General features: G+C 41.3%; 15 protein-coding genes. 2 read left to right on the forward strand and 13 right to left on the reverse strand.

What is annotated here, in order from left to right; all coding sequences use genetic code 11:
• Positions 1 to 8: 8 nt before the first annotated feature.
• Together ACZ5B7_RS15140 and menE are read right to left on the reverse strand one after the other, a co-directional pair.
• Entirely contained in the window at positions 9 to 1,028 is a 1,020-nt protein-coding gene (locus tag ACZ5B7_RS15140; RefSeq protein WP_464489935.1) for a zinc-binding dehydrogenase, read from the reverse strand.
• 92 nt (positions 1,029 to 1,120) lie between these two features.
• Positions 1,121 to 2,671, reverse strand: a complete 1,551-nt coding sequence (gene menE, locus ACZ5B7_RS15145) for an o-succinylbenzoate--CoA ligase (RefSeq protein WP_464489936.1) — start codon at positions 2,669 to 2,671, stop codon at positions 1,121 to 1,123.
• A 299-nt stretch (positions 2,672 to 2,970) separates the two neighbouring features.
• Here menE and ACZ5B7_RS15150 point away from each other — a divergent pair, with 299 nt between their 5' ends.
• Positions 2,971 to 3,567: a TetR/AcrR family transcriptional regulator gene (locus ACZ5B7_RS15150; RefSeq protein ID WP_464489937.1), complete on the forward strand. Its 597-nt coding sequence runs from the start codon at positions 2,971 to 2,973 to the stop codon at positions 3,565 to 3,567.
• 35 nt (positions 3,568 to 3,602) lie between these two features.
• Here the strand turns inward: ACZ5B7_RS15150 and ACZ5B7_RS15155 are convergent, their stop codons facing one another.
• Positions 3,603 to 4,397, reverse strand: coding sequence for a hypothetical protein (locus ACZ5B7_RS15155; RefSeq protein ID WP_464489938.1), 795 nt, complete (start codon positions 4,395 to 4,397; stop codon positions 3,603 to 3,605).
• 385 nt (positions 4,398 to 4,782) lie between these two features.
• Here ACZ5B7_RS15155 and ACZ5B7_RS15160 point away from each other — a divergent pair, with 385 nt between their 5' ends.
• A complete protein-coding gene (locus tag ACZ5B7_RS15160; RefSeq protein WP_464489939.1) occupies positions 4,783 to 5,241 on the forward strand; it encodes a low molecular weight protein-tyrosine-phosphatase in 459 nt (152 codons plus the stop codon).
• 64 nt (positions 5,242 to 5,305) lie between these two features.
• Here ACZ5B7_RS15160 and ACZ5B7_RS15165 read toward each other — a convergent pair whose 3' ends face one another.
• The 10 genes from ACZ5B7_RS15165 to ystJ form a co-directional block, all read right to left on the reverse strand.
• On the reverse strand, positions 5,306 to 5,776 hold the full coding sequence (locus ACZ5B7_RS15165; protein ID WP_464489940.1) for a ParB N-terminal domain-containing protein: 471 nt from the start codon (positions 5,774 to 5,776) through the stop codon (positions 5,306 to 5,308).
• 147 nt (positions 5,777 to 5,923) lie between these two features.
• A complete protein-coding gene (locus tag ACZ5B7_RS15170; RefSeq protein WP_464489941.1) occupies positions 5,924 to 7,048 on the reverse strand; it encodes an NADH-dependent flavin oxidoreductase in 1,125 nt (374 codons plus the stop codon).
• 181 nt (positions 7,049 to 7,229) lie between these two features.
• On the reverse strand, positions 7,230 to 8,147 hold the full coding sequence (locus ACZ5B7_RS15175) for a VOC family protein (RefSeq protein ID WP_464489942.1): 918 nt from the start codon (positions 8,145 to 8,147) through the stop codon (positions 7,230 to 7,232).
• Between the two features lie 90 nt (positions 8,148 to 8,237).
• Positions 8,238 to 10,214 carry a PAS domain S-box protein gene (locus ACZ5B7_RS15180; RefSeq protein ID WP_464489943.1) on the reverse strand — a complete coding sequence of 659 codons (1,977 nt, stop codon included), beginning with the start codon at positions 10,212 to 10,214 and terminating at the stop codon, positions 8,238 to 8,240.
• On the reverse strand, positions 10,183 to 11,028 hold the full coding sequence (locus ACZ5B7_RS15185; RefSeq protein ID WP_464489944.1) for a CheR family methyltransferase: 846 nt from the start codon (positions 11,026 to 11,028) through the stop codon (positions 10,183 to 10,185). The genes ACZ5B7_RS15180 and ACZ5B7_RS15185 overlap by 32 nt, the downstream gene beginning before the upstream one ends.
• Before the next feature lie 17 nt (positions 11,029 to 11,045).
• Positions 11,046 to 13,769: a response regulator gene (locus tag ACZ5B7_RS15190; RefSeq protein ID WP_464489945.1), complete on the reverse strand. Its 2,724-nt coding sequence runs from the start codon at positions 13,767 to 13,769 to the stop codon at positions 11,046 to 11,048.
• Between the two features lie 357 nt (positions 13,770 to 14,126).
• A complete protein-coding gene (locus ACZ5B7_RS15195; protein ID WP_464489946.1) occupies positions 14,127 to 15,821 on the reverse strand; it encodes an L-lactate permease in 1,695 nt (564 codons plus the stop codon).
• Positions 15,822 to 16,211: 390 nt separating this feature from the next.
• Positions 16,212 to 16,988, reverse strand: coding sequence for an IclR family transcriptional regulator (locus ACZ5B7_RS15200; RefSeq protein ID WP_464489947.1), 777 nt, complete (start codon positions 16,986 to 16,988; stop codon positions 16,212 to 16,214).
• 75 nt (positions 16,989 to 17,063) lie between these two features.
• Positions 17,064 to 17,843 (reverse strand): fumarylacetoacetate hydrolase family protein, encoded by a 780-nt coding sequence (locus tag ACZ5B7_RS15205; RefSeq protein ID WP_464489948.1) that lies wholly within the window; start codon positions 17,841 to 17,843, stop codon positions 17,064 to 17,066.
• 14 nt (positions 17,844 to 17,857) lie between these two features.
• Positions 17,858 to 19,060, reverse strand: a complete 1,203-nt coding sequence (gene ystJ / locus ACZ5B7_RS15210; protein WP_464489949.1) for an NADP-dependent malic enzyme — start codon at positions 19,058 to 19,060, stop codon at positions 17,858 to 17,860.
• Positions 19,061 to 19,153: the final 93 nt, after the last annotated feature.

Genomic DNA, 19,153 nt, shown 5'->3' on the forward strand with positions numbered 1-19,153 from the left:
TCCATCGTTTACGATTCTTGCTTTTGTATGGTAACCACAACTTTGCCGAAGTTTAACCCTTTTTCCATTCGGGTTTGCGCTTCCTGAATATCCGCAAAGGAATAAACAGAGTCAATGACCGGCTTTATTTTGTGTTCATCATAGAAGGAAAGCATCTTCTGAAATTCAGTTGGTGAACCCATTGTGGTCCCCAAAATATCGATTTGTTTTAAGAATAATTTTGGCATTACAAGCTGTGGAACAAGTCCAGCAGTGGCCCCAAAGGTAACAATCCGGCTACCGTGCTTGGCAATATTCAATAGCTTTGCAAAATTTTCACCGCCCACGCTGTCAATGATCAGATCAGCGCCCTCCGGCAGCCATTTTCTTAATTGCTTTTCCCAATTTGGGTCTCTGTAATTGACTCCCGCTGTTGCTCCTAAAGAAATTGCTTTTTGAATTTTGTCTTCACTGCTGGAGGTAACAAACACCTTGGCACCCAAGACAGATGCCATCTGCAGCAGGAATGTCGCGACACCACCTCCAATACCCGGAATTAAAACAGCTTCACCCTTTTGTACCTTGCCTTTAGTAAACAATGCACGATACGCAGTAAGCCCTCCTAATGGCAAGGCTGCAGCTTCTTCCCACGAGAGATATTCAGGTTTAGGAAAAACATTTTCCCTTGGAACCTTGATATACTCAGCAAAAGTGCCATCTGTAGGGACTCCGACAATCGAAAAGTCTTTTGTATAGATTCTTTCATCATCACCCCAATTTAATGCCGGATTGATGACCACCTTATTTCCGATAGCGAGGTCTTTCACCCCTTTGCCGACAGCAGCAATCTCACCTGCCCCATCCGCCCCTGGAATCGATGGAAGACGGATTCCCGGATATTCGCCTTTTCGAATAAATATGTCACGGCGATTAAAAGCCGCTGCTCTAACACGTACTAAAACCTCATTCTCACCGGGACTGGGGATGTCAACATCTTCGATTCGATATTGCTCCGGTCCGCCAAGGTCTCTTAAAATAACGGCTTTCATATGTTCCTCCTTTACTCTTTTAAACTCTCATGCAAATTACTGCCCTTCAGTGGGGTATAGACTTGATCCATGTCCCCATCCACTCCACTCTCTTACACTTTTAAGTTATAATCTCTCAGCTTTGTTTTGAGAATTTTCCCCGAGCCATTTCTCGGCAGTTCCTCTAAAAATTCAACATAATGCGGCCTTTTATAGCGGGCAATTTTATCCGTGCAATAGTCAATCACCTGCTGCGCTGTAATGCTTTTCCCATTCCGCAGGACTATGTATGCCTTTACGGTTTCACCCCATTTTTCATCCGGGATTCCCACCACAGCCGCCTCAAGAATATCGGGATGAGTATATAACACCTCTTCAATTTCCTTTGGATAGATATTTTCGCCGCCGCTGATGATCATATCTTTCTTCCGATCAACAACGGTGATATATCCTTCATCATCCAGCTTTACCAAATCCCCGCTATGGAGCCAGCCGCCTTTTACCGTTTCCTCGGTAGCCTCAGGGTTCTTATAATACTCTTTCATCGTGGTTGGTCCGCGGTATACAATCTCACCTACCTCACCATGAGCGCAGTCATTCATGTTTTCATCTACTACTCTTACTTCTACATTGGAATATGGAAGGCCGACAGAGCCGGTTTTCTGAATCGAATCGCTTGCTTTTAAAGTGGATGTGCTCGCTGCCATTTCTGTATGCCCAAATGTATCGAAGACACCTGCATTTGGAAAATGCTTCAATAATTTTTTCTTTAGCTCTAACGGTGTTGTGGCGGCACCACAGCATATTTTTTGAATGCTTGTCACATTGTAATTTTTGAATGAAGGAAGTTCTAGGAGTATGTTCCACATCGATGGCACCATAAAAGAATATGTTACTTTTTCTTTTTCAAAGATTTGCAAAAGATGTTCGGGGTCAAATTTACGTAGAAAAATGGTCGTTCCACCAACTAGCAATAGCATTGTCAAGGCAGATATGCCGCCTATATGAAACAAGGGGGTTGAAATGACTTGTACTTCGTCCTTTGTTAAACTGCACTCAAGGCACATATTGACGGAATTCATAAAGACATTTTTGTGAGTGAGGACAGCACCTTTTGGTTTTCCTGTTGTTCCTGAGGTATATACGATAAGAAAATCATCATCGTCCTTCAATTCTTCCAAACTAGGAATAAAAGCGGTTTCAAAAATGTCATCATACGAAAAATAGGAATGGTGTTTAGCTTCTTGCTGGTCAACAACGATCACTTCTTCCAGCAATGGGAGATTGACTCTCATTTTTCCAATGATGTCAACAAAATCCTGGTGGGCAATCAGCATTTTCGCATCGGAGTTTTGGAGAATATATTCAAATTCAAGCTGCTGAAGCCGAAAATTGACAGGAACAGCAACTGCACCAATTTTGCCTAAAGCTATTAAGCATTCAGTGATTTCGATGGAGTTGTACAACAAGAGCGCTACTTTTTCTCCCTTGTTAATTCCCTTCGACTGAAACCAGCCTGCTAATTGATTGACGCGTTTTAGCAGAGTGACATACGTAATCCTTTTGTTATCATCTACGATAGCGGTTTTATTTGGAAACCTGCGAGCGGACCGGTTGAGCATTTCATCTACCAATAACTGTTTTGCTCTGACATACTCCAGCATGTTTTCACTCCAATCTCAACTGAATTACTATTTACTTTTTGACCTACTGTTTACCTTTTTATTTTATTTCAAAGATTCTGAAAAATCAATATATAAATTTAATATTTTTCATAGGATAATTTTAAACCTATGAAAAACTATTCATAACATAAGACAATTTAACACTTTTTCCTACATTTTTAAATTTCAGGTTGATTTTTCAGAAAATTTAACATATATTTAAAAAAACATCAAAATAACTGATAGTTTACTATAAAACTCCAAAAGGAAAAGTAACAAGAATTAAAAGGAGGTTTTACATGGCTTCTCTTAGAGCACAAAAAATTGCCAAGAGGAAACAGGAAATCTTGCGATCTGCCGCTTCTGTTCTTGCTGAGAAAGGTTACCATGGGGCAACAATGGAAGAAATTGCGGCAAAACTTCTCCTAACAAAGGGTTCAATGTACAATTATTTTAAAAATAAAGATGACCTTCTTTATCATTGCCACCAAATGATTATGGAAATGAGTTTGAAAAGAATTGAGGAAGTCATAACTAGTGACTCGAATCCTATCGAGAAATTACAAAACGCGATTCGTGCCCATATTTTGCTCGTTACAAGTGAGAAATCAATGTTTATGATTATGGATAAACCAAACCAAAATTTCTCTAATGAGAAGTTGAACAACGTTTTAGAGCTAAGGAGAAATTATTCAAAATATTTTGATAGTATAATAAATGAAGGCATTGCCCAAAAGGTATTCGACCCTCTAGTGGATGTTAAAATGGTGCGGCTGATCATTCTTGGAGCGTTAAATTGGATACAGCAATGGTATGTCCAAGACGGTTCAAAAACCGATGAAGAAATTGCAAGCGCTTTCGCGGAATATCTACTAAAGATAGTCATCAAAAAATAACCCGCTTTTTAAAGTAACGGGTTATTCTCCAAGTTTTAGTTTCCTTTCATTCTGCTTTTAAATTGATCATAGTCTGTTTTCACGTAATGGAAGGCCTTAGCGCTGCCGCCATGGTCTGGATGCGTTTCTATTAATAATTTTTTAAAACCGACCATGACTTCTTTTGGACCTGCTGTTTTGGATAGCCCCAGTTTTCGACGATAATCTTGCGGATTAGATGGTGGGCCGGATTGGAATTGAACCTTTTCATCCTCTCCTTTACCTTGTTTCGAGAGCTCTTCTTTTAGTCTTAACAACTCCTTACGAAGGTCAATATTTTCCTTTAACACTTTTCTTGTCTCCATTTGCAATTCCGATTTTTCGTGCTGAAGGCTGGCTATTTCTTTATTTAGCTTGTCCCGTTGCTGGATCATCGCTTTTAAAGACGTTTGATGAAGCTCCTGTATCCCTTTGATTTGCTCATCCTGTGCTTTAAGTTTTACTTTTAGCTCACGAATCGTCAAATCGGAAGGCTTGTCTTCAAAAGCTGGCAATTTGGGCTGGGTAGATATGTATTCCTTGATTTGGTCAACATTCCCTAGTCTATGAATCTTCCCTTCATTATACCAGCGTTTGACTAGTTGAATACCGATATTTGCAGCAACACCTGCATCCTTTAATAGGTCAAAGGCTTGATCCGTATCTTCCAGTATGTACTCTGTTTTGGAGAGCCTTTGCTTCCCTTCAAACCTTATTTTTCGCTCCCGCATCCACCGTCTAACCGTCTGAATGCTAAGCTCATCCGGAACTCCAGCACTCTTTAACAACTCAAAAGCTTGATCAGTATTCACAAGAATCCTCCTCCAAAAACAACTGAGGTGACAGAAAATGACACAAATGGCCATATATTTTAATAGTTTCCTATTTAATATTAAAGGAGGAAAAAAAGAATGTGAATGGCTCAATAAGACTATTAAATGAGGCATGGGGACAGTTCTTATGCCTCATTATTGGAAATGCAAGAAGCACTATATCAAGTAGTTTATTGGTTATGAGAGTTTTTGAGGAGTATTTACTAGTGGCTCTAATTCACTCTTTTATCGCAGGTGTTTTTCGGCATTGTTTCCGGGAACATATACACTCCGCTTTTCAATAATCCTAAAGTATAATATTCTTAGAATTGTCGGTACGGTATTACCTTTCGACCCACTAGTCTTAACTAAAGGAGTTCATAACATGATCAATGTATTATTCGTCTGTCTGGGGAACATTTGCCGGTCGCCGATGGCTGAGGCTGTGTTTCGCGACTTACTGAAAAAAGAAAATCTGTCCGGTCAAATTGCTGTGGATTCCGCTGCAACCAGTTCATGGCATATTGGTTCTCCACCGCATAAAGGAACCTTGGGAATCTTAAAGAAATATAACATTTCCTCGGAGGGCCTTGTCGGACGTCAATTAACAAAAGACGACTTTGAAAAATTCGACTACATCATCGGCATGGATGAAGCCAACACAAGAAACATTAACGAAATTACCGGAAACCCGAATCATCCCAAAATCATCCGTCTACTCGACTTAACTAATCACAGAAAAGATGTCCCGGACCCTTACTACACAGGTGATTTCCAAGAAACTTACCAGCTTGTAACAGAAGGATGCCGGGCGTTACTTGAGAAAATCCTTGCGGAAAAGTGAAGCGTGGGGACGGTTCTTGTGCCTCACTTGAAGAAAATTGAGGCAAGAGAACCGTCCCCATGCATCATTTTAAGATTTCATCTACCATGGTTCTCATTGAGTAAACTACGGTTTTTTTGTACTTTACAGCCAATATTAGGACTCTTATTTGTTGGGATCGGGTTAGGTGTTTGAAACGAGGTTCTTGTTTTAGAAAGAAACGGACAATCGACCAGCTTTTTGGCGTGAAAGGAAAATCATCCAGGGGCTGCTTTTTAAGCAAACGATGAAACCACGATTTAATATCAGAGGAAGTGCTTTTGTCTACAATACACGGCGCGTAAATACTTTTTGTATGTTTCTTGAGGCTTTCGAAGCGCTCCTGGCCACTGACAATGATATAGCTGCCGTCTTTCCTGCTTTTTCTTACCACCAACACAAACATACAATCCCACATAAATCTCTGCAGCCTCTTCATGTGCTCCGTCATCTTCGTCGAAAAGTCCGGCTTGATTTTATCAAGCGGAATATATTGAACCGTAAATTTCATCATCATCCCCTCCTGTTTAATGATGAGTCCATTCCCACTCATTATATGCATAAACCGGGCTAAGAAGAAGCATGGGGACGGTTCTTGTGCCTCATTCATAAAATAAATGATGCATGAGAACCGTCCCCATGCATCATTTTACTTTATCTATTTTTATTCAATTCCCGGAAACCAGCCCGGAGTATGGATGATAGCCTGCCACAATGGGTCTGGAACCATTAATTCCTGCTGCTTTCCTTTGTCAATTTTAGTTGCAATTTCATCTTCCTTGCCTTCTGCCACCTTTTGAACCCAATCTGGATCAATGATTAATTCCCGACCCATTGCAATAAGTGGTATCCCCGTCTCCTTTGCCCTGAGGACATCGTCTGCAGAATAAAGTGAGCCAACACCGATTACAGGTACCTTACTTCCAACGCGTTCCTGTATAATTTCGATTCGTGCCCGGGAATCGTCCACGCCTCTTTTTGGCTTTGACCAGAAATCATTTAATGAAACATGAAGGTAATCAAGGTTTTTATCCGCCAGCGCATCGATTAGCACCAAAGTATCTGCCATCGTAATCCCAGGTGTTTCTGGTTCTTCTGGTGAAAAGCGGTAGCCGACAATGAAAGGTTCATTTGTATTTTCGGCAACAACCCTTTTCACTTCATCGACAATTGCCAGTGGAAAGGTCAATCTCTTTTCAATGCTGCCGCCCCATCGATCATCCCGGCGATTGGAATGCGGAGAAAAGAATTGCTGAATAAGATAGCCGTTTGCCCCGTGGATTTCAACACCATCATAGCCTGCTTCAATGGCCCTTCTGGTTGTTTCCCCAAAAGCTTTAATAATCGCTTCAATTTCTTCTTCCGGCAGTTCTCTAGGAACAGGCTTCCCTGCCCCTTCAGACGGAATGGCACTAGCACTAACAACATCACCATTTGGCACTAATTGAGGAGGAACTTGCCTCCCGCCATGGAAAATTTGCAATACAGCTTTAGCACCCTGCTCTTTAATACCTATGGCCAGTTGTCGTAAACTGGGGATTAATTCATCAGAATCAGCGCCAAATTCTCCATTAAACCCCTTACCATTTGCAGTAACATATGTACAAGCAGTGACCACCATTCCTACACCGCCAGACCGCCTTGCATAATATTTTACTTCTGAATCCGAAACCGTCCCATCTTCGTTCGATGAAAAATTAGTCATCGGTGCCATCACTATCCGGTTTTTCAATTCAACACCACATGGTAAAGCAAACGACTCAAACAAAGCTTTAAATTTAGAATTCAATGCAAGATCCCCCAAAATGAAATTCTTTTCATCCATACTTTTCCCTAACAAAGGCAAGTGATGCATGGGGACGGTTCTCGTGTATCATTATAATACTGCTATATTATTTATATCGGTGGTCGGGATCGAACCAACATACCGAATTCTACTTCATTTTTTTTATATCACTTAGGCACTATTCTCAAGATCCCTTGTATGCTTTACGCAATTCCTCAAGATCAAATTTCTTCATTTTTAGAAATGCTTTCGTTACGCGTGCAAGTTGATCAGGTGTACTTTTGCTCATCATTTCGTCCATCTCACTAGGCACGACTTGCCAAGATATACCATACTGGTCTTTCAGCCAGCCGCATTGCTCCGCTTCAGGAACCTTAGAGAGCTTCTCCCAGTAGTAATCAATCTCTTCTTGTGTGTCGCAGTAAACCATAAATGAGATTGCCTCGTTAAAACTGAATTTATGCTCGTGGGCACTATCCATTGCGGTAAACCACTGATCTTCAAGCATGAATTCACTGAACATGACTGTTCCTTCTTTATCAGGTTCCATTCCTTTAGGATAGCGGGCGATCAGTCCCTGCTTCGCATTCTTAAATATTGATAAATAAAAATTTATCGCCTCTTCCGCGTTACCACATTGATCACCGACAAACAAAAGTGATGGAATTAATGGAGGACGCTCTTCACCTTCTGGATTGGTTAGGATTAACTGCCATGTCAAACCAAACTTATCCTGAATCCAACCATACCTTTCACTGAACGGATACTTATCAAGCGGCATTAACGCTGTGCCCCCATCGGATAATGTGTTCCAAACTTCATCTATTTTTTCTCTCGCGTCTTTATCTCGTGATGGGTCAAAGTTTACCATAAAAGATATCGACGGATTGATCTTGAAAAAAGGTCCTGCGCTGATAGCCGCGAACTTCTGCCCCCATAGCTCAAATGAGACTATGTCAGAATCGCCTGAGGGTGTGTCGTGAATGGTTGTCACATCTGTAATTTTCGAGTCAGGGAATATGTTAACGTAAAACTCGGCTGCTTCTTTTGCCTCCTTGTCATACCATAAATGCGGAACGATTTTTTGATTTGTTTTTGTCAAAGCTTTTCCTCCTTTATCTCTTTCGGATGCATGGGGATGGTTCTTTTGCCTCGAAATTTTATTGACAAACAAAAAATATGTGTTTTTTTTCTAGAAATCCCTTTCCCGAAAACGGACATAAAAGGTAGTTCCTTCAGTGCTTGTTTGCAGATCGATAACGGCTTCATGACGCTCGGCGACACTATAGCAGATGGGCAGGCCCAAGCCAGTCCCGGAATCTTTGGTAGTGAAAAACGGCGTCCCAATCATATCAATCAGTTCAGGTTCGATACCGGAGCCTTGGTCTTGGATTTCCAGCACTACATCCTGCCCGTCAAGATAAGTTTTAATTGTCAATTCCCCGCCGGCTGCCATCGACTCGAGCCCATTCAGGGAAAGATTAAGAATCAGTTGGCTAATTTCTTTTTCATCAAGATAAAGCCGCGGGACTTCCGATAACAGCAAGGAGACCGTTTTATCCGTCAGCAGCGCTTCGGCTTTGATTAAAGGATAAAGCCCCTCAATAATCGGATTCAACCACTGAGATTTTTTATACGATTGCTTGTTTTTCGCTAAATTAAGAAATTCGGAAATAATTGAATTGGCCCGGTCCAATTCGGACAGCATTAAATCAATATATTGAACGGATAGATTGTCGATGCTTTTTTTTGAAAGCTCCAAAAACCCTTTGACGGTGGTCATCGGATTCCTAATTTCATGGGCAATTCCCGCCGCCATTTCGCCAATTAAATTGAGGCGATCGAGGCGCGCAATTTTCGCTCCCAATTGTTCAAGCTCGGTTACATCAGTAATTACACTGAGAATGCAGCTTTCCCCATTCACTTCAATAATTTCCGTTGCCAACAAGCCCTGCCGCTTCTCACCTGATTTTGTTTGGTATTGAATCTTTTCATTTTGCGGGGAGTCCTTGTAACTGACGGGTAAAAACTCCTGCTGCCGGTCGATGACTTCCTCAGCAGAATAACCAGTAAATTTGAGCCAGCTTGCATTCACGTCCAGGTATCTGCCGTCTGTCATCGAACGAATTTCAATTAAGCAAGGGCTTGATTGAAAAATTTTATAAAAATGTTCCTTCGACAAGCGCAAGTCTTCGGCAAATTGTTTTCGGACTTCAATTTCCTTCCGTAGCTCTTCTTCAAATTGCATCCGTACCTCTATTTCTTTACTCAGCTTTTCGTTGGCAATGACAAGTTCATTCGTCCTCTCTTCCACCAGCTTCTCGAGCAGCTCGTATTGCTGCTTCCGCTCGGTAATATCGCGCAGCGAACAAACGTAGAAATGCTCATTATGGATAACCGCCTCACCGATTTGCAGCTCGACAGGAAAGTGATTTTCGTTTTTATGCTTGGCAACAGCCTCAAGCAATTTCCCGATGGAGGGTCCATTTCGATCCCACATTTTTACAAAAAGGTCCTCCATTTTAAGTCCCAAAAACTCCCCCATCGAATAGCCAAATAATTTTTGGGCTGCAGGATTGACCGAGATTATCGACCCTTCCTGGTCAAACGTAATAATCGTGTCAATCAGTGTTTCTTCAATCACCCGGGCCAATTCTTCTTTTTTTTGCAAATCAAGGGTCGTCTTGTTCAGCTTTGCGTTTACATGAAGAAGCTCTTGCTGCCGCTCGATTTCCTTACGACCCTGATTTTGATGGATTTTGACAAACTCCTGCACCTTTAACTTTAATGTCTCCGGATGAAACGGTTTAAAAATATAATCAACTGCCCCTAAATTATATCCCTTTAGGACATGCTCGGTCGTTTGACTGATAGCCGTGATAAAAATAATGGGAACAAACTTTGATTTTTCCCGCGCCTTAATCAATTTTGCCGTTTCAAAACCGTTCAATCCTGGCATTTGCACATCCAGCAAAATGACGGCAAAATTCTGCCTCAGCACACATTTCAACGCTTCCTCACCCGAGCCTGCCTTCACTAAACGATAATGGGGCGATGCTAAAACGGCCTCTAAAGCGAGCAGGTTTTCCGGGCGGTCATCGACCATTAAAATATTGATTGGATCCACAGGGTGGATATTATGAATGGATTTTACGGTAGAGTTTCTCATCAGAATCGACTTCCTCATAATAATTTGCGATATCGGTAAACTGGATTCCCTCCTTACTTCCCAAACCAAGGAATCCGGATGAAGACAGACTTTCATGCAGCAGGTGCAGCACACGATTTTGCAGCGATTTATTAAAATAGATCATGACATTCCGGCAAATGATGACATGAAATTCATTAAACGATTGGTCGGTGGCTAAATTATGCTGCGCAAATACTACATTTTCAGTAAGAAAAGAATGGAATGCGGCGCATGACTCCCGGGCAACATAATATTCGGAAAAAGCACTTGTCCCGCCTGCCTCAAGGTAGTTTTTCGTATAATTTTTCATTTTGTTCAAGGGCATCATCGCTTTTCTGGCCTGGTCCAGGGCCCCCTCGCTAATATCGGTGGCATAAAGTCTAGTTTTTTTATAAAGGCCTTCCTCATGCAGGAGAATCGCCATCGAAAGGACCTCTTCACCAGTCGCGCAGCCGACATGCCAAATCCGAATTGCGGGAAAATTGCGCAAGAGCGGAACAATCTTTGTCCGAAATGCTAGAAAAAACGAAGGGTCCCGGAACATTTCCGTCACATTTATTGAAAAATCGTTAAAGAAGCGACGCATCAACAGCGGGTCGTAGAGAATCTTTTGCTGGAGGTCAGAGATTCCTGAGAGCTTCTCTGTCCGAATCCGATGTTCAATTCGCCGCTTTACAAACGGGGCAGAATAATTACGGAAATCGACCCCATATAATCGATAAATCCCCTCTAGCAGCAGGTTCATTTCAATCTTTTCAATTTCACTCTTGTCGAATGATATTAATTTTTCCATTTATAATTAAACCTTTCTTATCGATATAGCCAAACTCGCATAATGGAAATAAGCTGCTCTATATGCACGGGTTTGCTGATATAATCAGATGCCCCGGCTTCGATGCATTTTTTTCGATCACTTTTCATTGCCTTTGCGGTCAGGGCAATGATAGGAAGATTCATGTATTCAGGCATCTGGCGGATAGCGCGAATCGCTTCAAACCCATCCATTTCCGGCATCATAATGTCCATCAACACGAGGTCAATATCCGGATTTTTTTGCAGGACATCGATGCCTTCTCTGCCATTTTCCGCAAAAACTACTTCAACAAAATAGCTTTCAAGTGCGGTTGTTAAAGCAAAAATATTGCGCATATCATCGTCGACAATCAGGATTTTTTTCCCTTCAAGAGATTCCCCGGTAAAACTAGCCGGCTTTGATTCTTCAACCGTGACGGCCGCCTCAAGCCGTGCTGGTTCATATGCCAAACCAGGAATGTATAATGTAAACGTGCTGCCTTCGCCGATTTTGCTGTCAACTGTCAGATAGCCGCCTAAAAGCTGAGCCAGTTCGCGGCTGATCGATAGCCCCAGGCCAGTGCCGCCATATTTGCGGCTTGTCGTTCCATCGGCTTGTTGAAAGGCCTCAAAAATTAACTTCTGATTCTCTAGTGAAATGCCAATCCCTGTATCCCTCACTGAAAAAGCAATCATGGTTTCGACTTGATTATTTCCCTTTTCCTCTGAAAAAACAGTTTGCTTTGCTTTCTCAATCTGCAGCAAAATCCGGCCCTTTTCTGTAAATTTGAAGGCATTTGATAGCAAATTGATAAGAATTTGCTGGAGCCGCTGTGGGTCGGTATGGATTAGACCCGGTAAAAAACGGTCAAGCTGAATCGAAAAGTCGAGTCCCTTTTGCCGTGCGAGCGGGAAAAATTGTAACTCGAGTGATGCCTTTATTTCTTGAATCTCTGTTTTCTCTAGGTAAATCTCCATCTTACCAGCCTCAATTTTAGAGATATCAAGGACATCATTGATTAACCGCAGCAGGTCATGACCAGAGGAAAGGATTGTTTTTGCATATTCAACCTGCTTTTGGGTTAGGTTTTGAGCGCTGTTTTCTGAAAGCATTTGTGCCAGAATCAACAAGCTGTTCAACGGTGTCCGCAGCTCGTGTGACATATTGGCAAGAAACTCGGATTTATATTGGGAACTCATCATTAATTGCTGAGCCTTCTCCTCGAGCATATTTTTAATTTTTTCAAGTTCATGCGTTTTTTTCTCTGAGCTTTTGAACTGTTCTTCAAGCTGTTCATTGACGGTCCGTAATTCTTCCTGCTGCAATTGCAGCTCTTCGGACTGACTTTGCAGCTCTTCGGTTAGGGTTTGTGATTCCTGGAGCAATTCTTCCACCCGCATATGCCTTTGGATACTCTTAATGTTGATACCAAGATGGCTGACGACTTCCTCAAGGAGTACCTGTTCAAGCCGAGCGAATGGTTTAAATGAAGCGAGTTCAATGACAGCAAGCACTTCTCCCTGATATTCAGCAGGAATGACAAGGATGCTGTTTGGGGACGCTTCGCCAGTGCCGGATGAAATTTTGATATAATTCTCGGGTATGTCTTCAAGCAATATCGGCCTTCTATCAAGCGCACATTGACCGACTAGCCCTTCACCCACAGAGAAACTTTCCCGCCCAACAGGCTCCTCCTGGCCGGCATATGACCCATACCTTCGAAATACGCTGTCTTCCCTCATATAAATAAGCCCGTAGCTTGCCCCGACAATAGGTGCCAACCTTGTAATAAAAAGCTGAGCTAATTCATTGAGGTTGTTAATGCCGGGGTACATCGTGGCAATTTCCGCAATCTTCGTATTTAACCAGCTTTGTTCCTCAGCTGCATTTTTTAATTCTTTTTCTTGTTTATGATGTTTCTCAAGCACTTGGGCCATTTCATTATAAGCGATTGAGATTTGTCCGATTTCATCCTTTGTTTTCACCTTGATCCGCGGCAGATGGTCCCCCTTGCCAAAGGCGGCGTTTGTGAAAACGGACATGACATCATTTAAATTTTTAGACATACTCCTTAGGATTAAGAATGTGATCGCTCCGCCCAAGATGAGAACGGCGACAGCATAGCCAAATATGAATTTGTAGGCGGTGGAGGTGGTATCGTTCGACAGTTCAAATTCACTTTGAACTCCATCCTCCTGAATGGTCTGTAAATAAGTGGCATCACTTGTCATTTTATCAATGACATCCCACGTATCATACCAAAATAGGTTCCTTGCTTCTTCGTCCTTGTTTTGTTCCATTAACTTATTGGTCTTGGCCTCCATGGCACGGAGTTGAATACTTAATGTTTGTAATTCAGCGATGGCTTTCTGAGATTTTTCGCGTTTGTCGAGCTTACGGAGACTCTCAATCGCTTGATTGGCATTCAAGTAACTTTGTTCCTTATGGTCTTGAAATTCTTTTAACAGGTCAGCCGGCGGATTCGCCAAAATGCCCTTGGAATCACTGCGATACCAATTGAGGGAATCTTGAATCTTGTAGGCAGTCTTTGCCAGTTCGTAGTTGTCAACGGCATTCTTCATATTCGTGTTCAACTGATTCATCAGCATCATTAAGAATAATAAAAAAACAATAAACAGGAAAATCAATAAGCCAAACCCTAAATACAATTTTGTTTTAAATTTCATAATTATTTTTTCACCGCTCTGCCAAGTGTTGTTTAATGCTAAAAACCATTTCATTTATATACTCTAGTTTACAATTAACCTATTGAAACTAACTAGAATAAAAATCAGACTTATTCAAATTATTTTAACAAAAATTTTTTAAGAAAATTTGTTTTTTCGACAAAGCTCGAAAAATAATTTTTATGACAAATAGAGATGGCATTCTGTTTAGAAACTTGTCGATAAAAGCCAACCGCAAATCTTCCAATAACTAGTTCAAATCCTACCAATTTTAGGTTATCCAATCCCCTTTTTCCCTTTTTCTAGCAAATTAAAAAACACACCGCCCAAGGCACTGTACCTTCACCAGGTATCACAAAAAGGCCAGCCTAAAATTTGGCTGACCTTAACCGAAACGGATTGGATTCTATTTTATGGAACCATCCAACCTAATACACTGCTATTTTGCAGGAATGTCATAATACAGACAATAAAGACCAAAACAATACTGTGTTTAACCGTAAAGCGGAACAAGTCGGCCTCTTTTCCTGCCAGGCCTACAGCTGCACAAGCTACAGCAATCGATTGTGGTGATATCATTTTTCCAGTAACCCCACCCGAAGAGTTTGCAGCGACTGCTAATACCGGATCCATACCAAGGTTCAGTGCTGTCACCTTTTGCATTGCACCAAACAAAAGGTTCGATGATGTATCTGATCCAGTGATAAACACGCCTAACCATCCAAGGACTGGAGAGAAAAAGGCAAATAGGGAACCTGTTTTTGCGAGCGTCATTCCTAATGTCGTACTCATCCCTGATGAGTTAGTTACATAGGCATACCCTACAACTGAAGCGATTGTAATGATAGGGAACTTTAGTTCACTGAGAGTTTCCCCAAAGGTTGCAACCCATTCTCTCCAAGAAATTTTAACGATAAACTTGGTGACAATGGCCGCAATAATGACTGATGTGCCAGCTGCACCCAAGATTTCCAGCTTATAAATGGCTGCAACAGGAGCACCGGCAGAATTAATGACTTGGTTGTTTAATAATGGAACTTCAGGCATCAGTGTTAACGCATGCCCAAGAGCATTTACCGCTTTCAAAATAGCATTTGTTCCTTCATAATGACCTGTCAAAGCCAATTTGACTGTTGGGATTCCCCAAATCGTAATAAATGCAGTCAATACAAGGAATGGTGACCAAGCTTTAAAAATTTGCCCACCTGAGTATTTTACTTGCTGACTATTAGATGCTTTGGCAGCAACGGATGCAGCCAGTTCTTGCTCAGATGAAAAGCGGAAAATAGTTTTTGGTTTCCAAAATTTCAAGAAGATTGCTAGGGCAAATAATGACACTAATGCAGATAAAATATCGGGAAGTTCTGGACCAAGGAAGTTGGAGCTTAAGTATTGAGTTACTGCAAAAGTGAACCCTGTGATGAAAATGGCCGGTAAGATTTCCAATGCTTTCTTAAACCCTGCCATAATAACAACTAAATAAAACGGAACAAATAATGATAAGAACGGCAACTGACGTCCGACCATTTTGGAAATTTCCAATGCTGATATCCCAGTTGGTCCTTCGACGGCAATGATGGGAGTTCCGATTGCACCAAAGGCAACAGGCGCTGTATTGGCTATTAAACACAGGCCAGCAGCGTAAAGAGGATTAAATCCAAGACCCACAAGAAGCGCTGCCGAGATGGCAACCGGAGCGCCAAAACCGGCAGCTCCTTCAAGGAATGCTCCAAATGAGAACGCTACCAAAAGCGCTTGAAGTCGTCTGTCCTCGGTAAGTGAAACGACTGAATGGCGGATAATATCGAATTGGCCAGTCTTGACGGTTAATTTGTAGAGGAATACAGATGTGATAATGATCCAGCCTATAGGCAATATTCCATATACGGCACCCTGCGTGGCAGACATGACCGCCATACCGGCAGGCATTTTAAATGCAACTACTGCAAGTATTAAAGCAATTAGTAGTGTTGATAAACCAGCTAAATAGCCTTTCATGCGTTTTATGGCTAAAGCCCAGAAAAAATATAAAATTGGTATAAGAGCTACCAAAGCGGATAAGGCGAGACTATCTCCCACCGCCGTAAAATTTTGTGTAAATGTCATAGTAATCCCCCATCATAAAAAAATTAAAATTTTCATGTATCGGTCTTATACCTTTTCAGACCTAGAAATGAATAGTTCTGATGGATAAATCAAAAGATTTCTATGATGACTGATTAATATGTAAGTGACTGCGAAACGCTGTGATTTCATACTTTTAAATTTTTTTTAAACTTTCACCCCTTTTCGTTTCGTAATAAGAAACAACCTTTAAATTTGTTGCTAAGGACGAAACATGTTATACAACAATAATTCAAATGTTATATAACACATTTCGATCACTCTTTTATTATACGGATTTTTATCTGAATTACAACAATTTTTAGAAAATTATAATTAAAAAAATCCAAAAATATATTTGACCAGTATATCATTTATACTAGTCAAATATTCTTAGCTAACTCTATTTTCAAAACCCAGTCGTGTTGATATTTGTTTTGCTATGTGCAGCATTCGTGCTTCAAGTCGTTTTAATCGATCATCCGTCATTCGTATTGTTGGTCCAGAGAGGCTGGCTGCCGCAACAACTTTGCCCGTATAGTCAAAGATCGGTACAGCAATGCATGTAATTCCATATTCATTTTCTTCTAAATCAAGTGCATAACCCTTCCGTTTTACGTTCGCCAGTTCCCGGAGAAACTCTTCTTTATTGGTAATGGTTTTATCTGTGTGCATCGGCATGCCTTTTCGCTCAAGAATATCCAGGACAACATCAGTAGGTTGAAAAGCAAGGATGGCTTTACCAACGGATGTACAATGCATGGGAGCCCTTTTTCCTACTTTGGAATGCATTCGTAACGTTTCAGTACCTTCTAATTTCTCGATATAAACGACTTCCCCTTGATCATAAACAACAAGGTGGATAACTTCATTGCTTTCGCTTTCCAATTGTTTTAAGAATGGCTTTGCCTCAGCCCTTAGATCAATGGATTCAAGCAGCTTTGAACTGATATCCAAGAATTTATAACCCAGTTTATAGCGGCCGGTAACTTCATCTTGCTCGATATAACCATACTGGACAAATGTTGATAGGATGCGGTAAACAGAGCTTTTGTTGATATCTATTTGTTTAGCAATCTCTGTCACACCTAATCCGCCCTTTTTTAAACTCACCAAATGAATAATATCCAACGCCCTGCTTACAGATTTGACCATATTCTCTCTATCCATAATCGCTCACCTCAAAATACTGTCCCTAATAGGTTACATGAAAGCATAAATCTTTTACCGGCCATTGCTAGGGATTTAATTAGATTTAACGGATTCTTTTGCCAATACAAATGTATTACGCAATGTCCCAATTTCTTTAATTTCACATTCAATTGTATCTCCGGCACCAACCAGCTCAGCTCCAAGTGGACTGCCTGTCAAAATCACATCTCCCGGCTTAAGAGTCATCACTTTTGTCAAATAAGATACCATTTTTCGGATCGGAATAATCATTAATTCCGTAGCACTATTTTGTTTCTCCACACCGTTCAGGTTTGCTTCAACCTTTACAGCAAATGGGTCCAGTTCTGTTTCGATCACAGGCCCGAGCGGTGTGAAGGTATCAAAAGACTTGCCAATTGTCCAATGCCCGTCCTGATGGAAAAATTGAGGGGCTGTTACGTCGTTTCCAACCGTATAGCCGAATACATAATCCAACACCTCTGATTCAGGAACGTTTTTAGCCTCTTTACCAATGACAATGGCTAACTCAGATTCGAACTTTACCTGTTCAATTCCCTCTGGAATGATAATTTCATCCTCGGGACCAATAACGGATGAGGTTGGTTTAAAGAAGAAAACTGGAATTTCCGGAAGCTCGGAAGGCAGGTTTTCAAGCTTAGAAACATAGTTTGCGCCAATTCCTATGATGTGGTTTGGTTCAAGCGGCGCCAGCAATTTTACGTCAGCTACAGAGAAACTGTTCCCCGTAAACTCCCATTCTCCAAACATATCACCTTTAATTTCCTGGATGTTGCTATCTTTTATCACACCTGTATAAACAGTTGAACCTTGTGTAAATCTAGTGAATTTCATTGTGATACTTCCTCTCAAATAGTTTTTTCTTGCTCCATTTTCTTTCGTGCGACTCCTGTTTTAATGGCAGCCTCCGCAACTGCTGCGGTTACTGCTTCTGTAACTCTTTTATCAAAAGGATGTGGAATCACATATTCGCGGGAAAGTTCTTCCTGCGTGATTAAGTTGGCAATGGCATATACTGCAGCCAGCTTCATTTCTTCATTTATTTCAGAAGCAAGGACCTTCAGCGCCCCTTTAAAAATACCAGGGAATGCTAGAACATTATTCACCTGATTCGGCAAATCAGAGCGTCCTGTCCCTACCACTGCCGCTCCAGCTTCCATTGCCTCTTCTGGCATGATTTCAGGGATTGGGTTTGCCATGGCAAAAATAATCGCATCCTCGTTCATGGACATGACCATCTCTTGTGTGACTGCTCCAGCAGCAGATACACCGATGAACACATCTACCCCTTTAATCACTTCTTTTAAATCTCCATGAATATGGCTCTTATTGGTCAGCATAGCAATCGAGTCTTTCATCGAATTCATTCCTGTTAGGCGTCCCTCATAGATAGCGCCTTTTGTGTCACACAAAATGATGTCACATACTCCCATTCTCAGCAGCAATTTTGTAATGGCAATGCCCGCCGCACCTGCGCCATTGACTACTACTCTCGTATCTTCAAGACGTTTGCCAACTACCTTTAAAGCGTTAATTAATCCAGCTGCCGTGACAATTGCCGTTCCATGCTGATCATCATGAAAAACAGGGATGTTCATTTCTTTTTTAAGTCTTTCTTCTATAATGAAACAATTCGGTGCAGCGATGTCCTCCAAATTGATGCCGCCAAATGTTGGTTCCAGTAATTTTACCGTTTGGATAATTTGCTCCGTATCATTCGTATTCAAGCAGATTGGAAATGCATCCACATCAGCGAAAGCCTTAAATAATGCGGCTTTACCTTCCATAACGGGCATTGCCGCTGCTGGACCAATATTCCCAAGGCCAAGTACGGCTGATCCATCCGATACGACCGCTACAAGATTTCCTTTAATCGTATAGTCATAGATTTTTTCTGGGTTTTCATAGATCTCTTTACAAGGCTCTGCCACCCCCGGTGAATAAGCCAAACTTAAATCATATGCATTTTCAACCGGAACCTTAACATCGATATTTATTTTCCCTTTTGACTGCTTGTGAAGTTCCAGCGAAGTCTCCCTTAGGTTTTGCATAGCCTCATAACCTCCATTTATTTTTTCAAAAAATATGAGTAATGTTGAAAATGGCGGTCTTAGGCTCGGTGCAGTCTCTCATTTCAACGAATA

This window comes from Neobacillus sp. S1115 (genome assembly GCF_055385565.1).

What these genes read in the sequence shown, in the direction of transcription:
- ACZ5B7_RS15180 (WP_464489943.1), bottom strand. Translation starts at nt 10,214, where the DNA reads ATGAGAAACTCTACCGTAAAATCCATTCATAATATCCACCCTGTGGAT.
- ACZ5B7_RS15195 (WP_464489946.1), bottom strand. Translation starts at nt 15,821, where the DNA reads ATGACATTTACACAAAATTTTACGGCGGTGGGAGATAGTCTCGCCTTA.
- ACZ5B7_RS15190 (WP_464489945.1), bottom strand. Translation starts at nt 13,769, where the DNA reads ATGAAATGGTTTTTAGCATTAAACAACACTTGGCAGAGCGGTGAAAAA.
- ACZ5B7_RS15185 (WP_464489944.1), bottom strand. Translation starts at nt 11,028, where the DNA reads ATGGAAAAATTAATATCATTCGACAAGAGTGAAATTGAAAAGATTGAA.
- ACZ5B7_RS15150 (WP_464489937.1), top strand. Translation starts at nt 2,971, where the DNA reads ATGGCTTCTCTTAGAGCACAAAAAATTGCCAAGAGGAAACAGGAAATC.
- ACZ5B7_RS15200 (WP_464489947.1), bottom strand. Translation starts at nt 16,988, where the DNA reads ATGGATAGAGAGAATATGGTCAAATCTGTAAGCAGGGCGTTGGATATT.
- ACZ5B7_RS15165 (WP_464489940.1), bottom strand. Translation starts at nt 5,776, where the DNA reads ATGATGATGAAATTTACGGTTCAATATATTCCGCTTGATAAAATCAAG.
- menE (WP_464489936.1), bottom strand. Translation starts at nt 2,671, where the DNA reads ATGCTGGAGTATGTCAGAGCAAAACAGTTATTGGTAGATGAAATGCTC.
- ACZ5B7_RS15160 (WP_464489939.1), top strand. Translation starts at nt 4,783, where the DNA reads ATGATCAATGTATTATTCGTCTGTCTGGGGAACATTTGCCGGTCGCCG.
- ACZ5B7_RS15140 (WP_464489935.1), bottom strand. Translation starts at nt 1,028, where the DNA reads ATGAAAGCCGTTATTTTAAGAGACCTTGGCGGACCGGAGCAATATCGA.
- ystJ (WP_464489949.1), bottom strand. Translation starts at nt 19,060, where the DNA reads ATGCAAAACCTAAGGGAGACTTCGCTGGAACTTCACAAGCAGTCAAAA.
- ACZ5B7_RS15205 (WP_464489948.1), bottom strand. Translation starts at nt 17,843, where the DNA reads ATGAAATTCACTAGATTTACACAAGGTTCAACTGTTTATACAGGTGTG.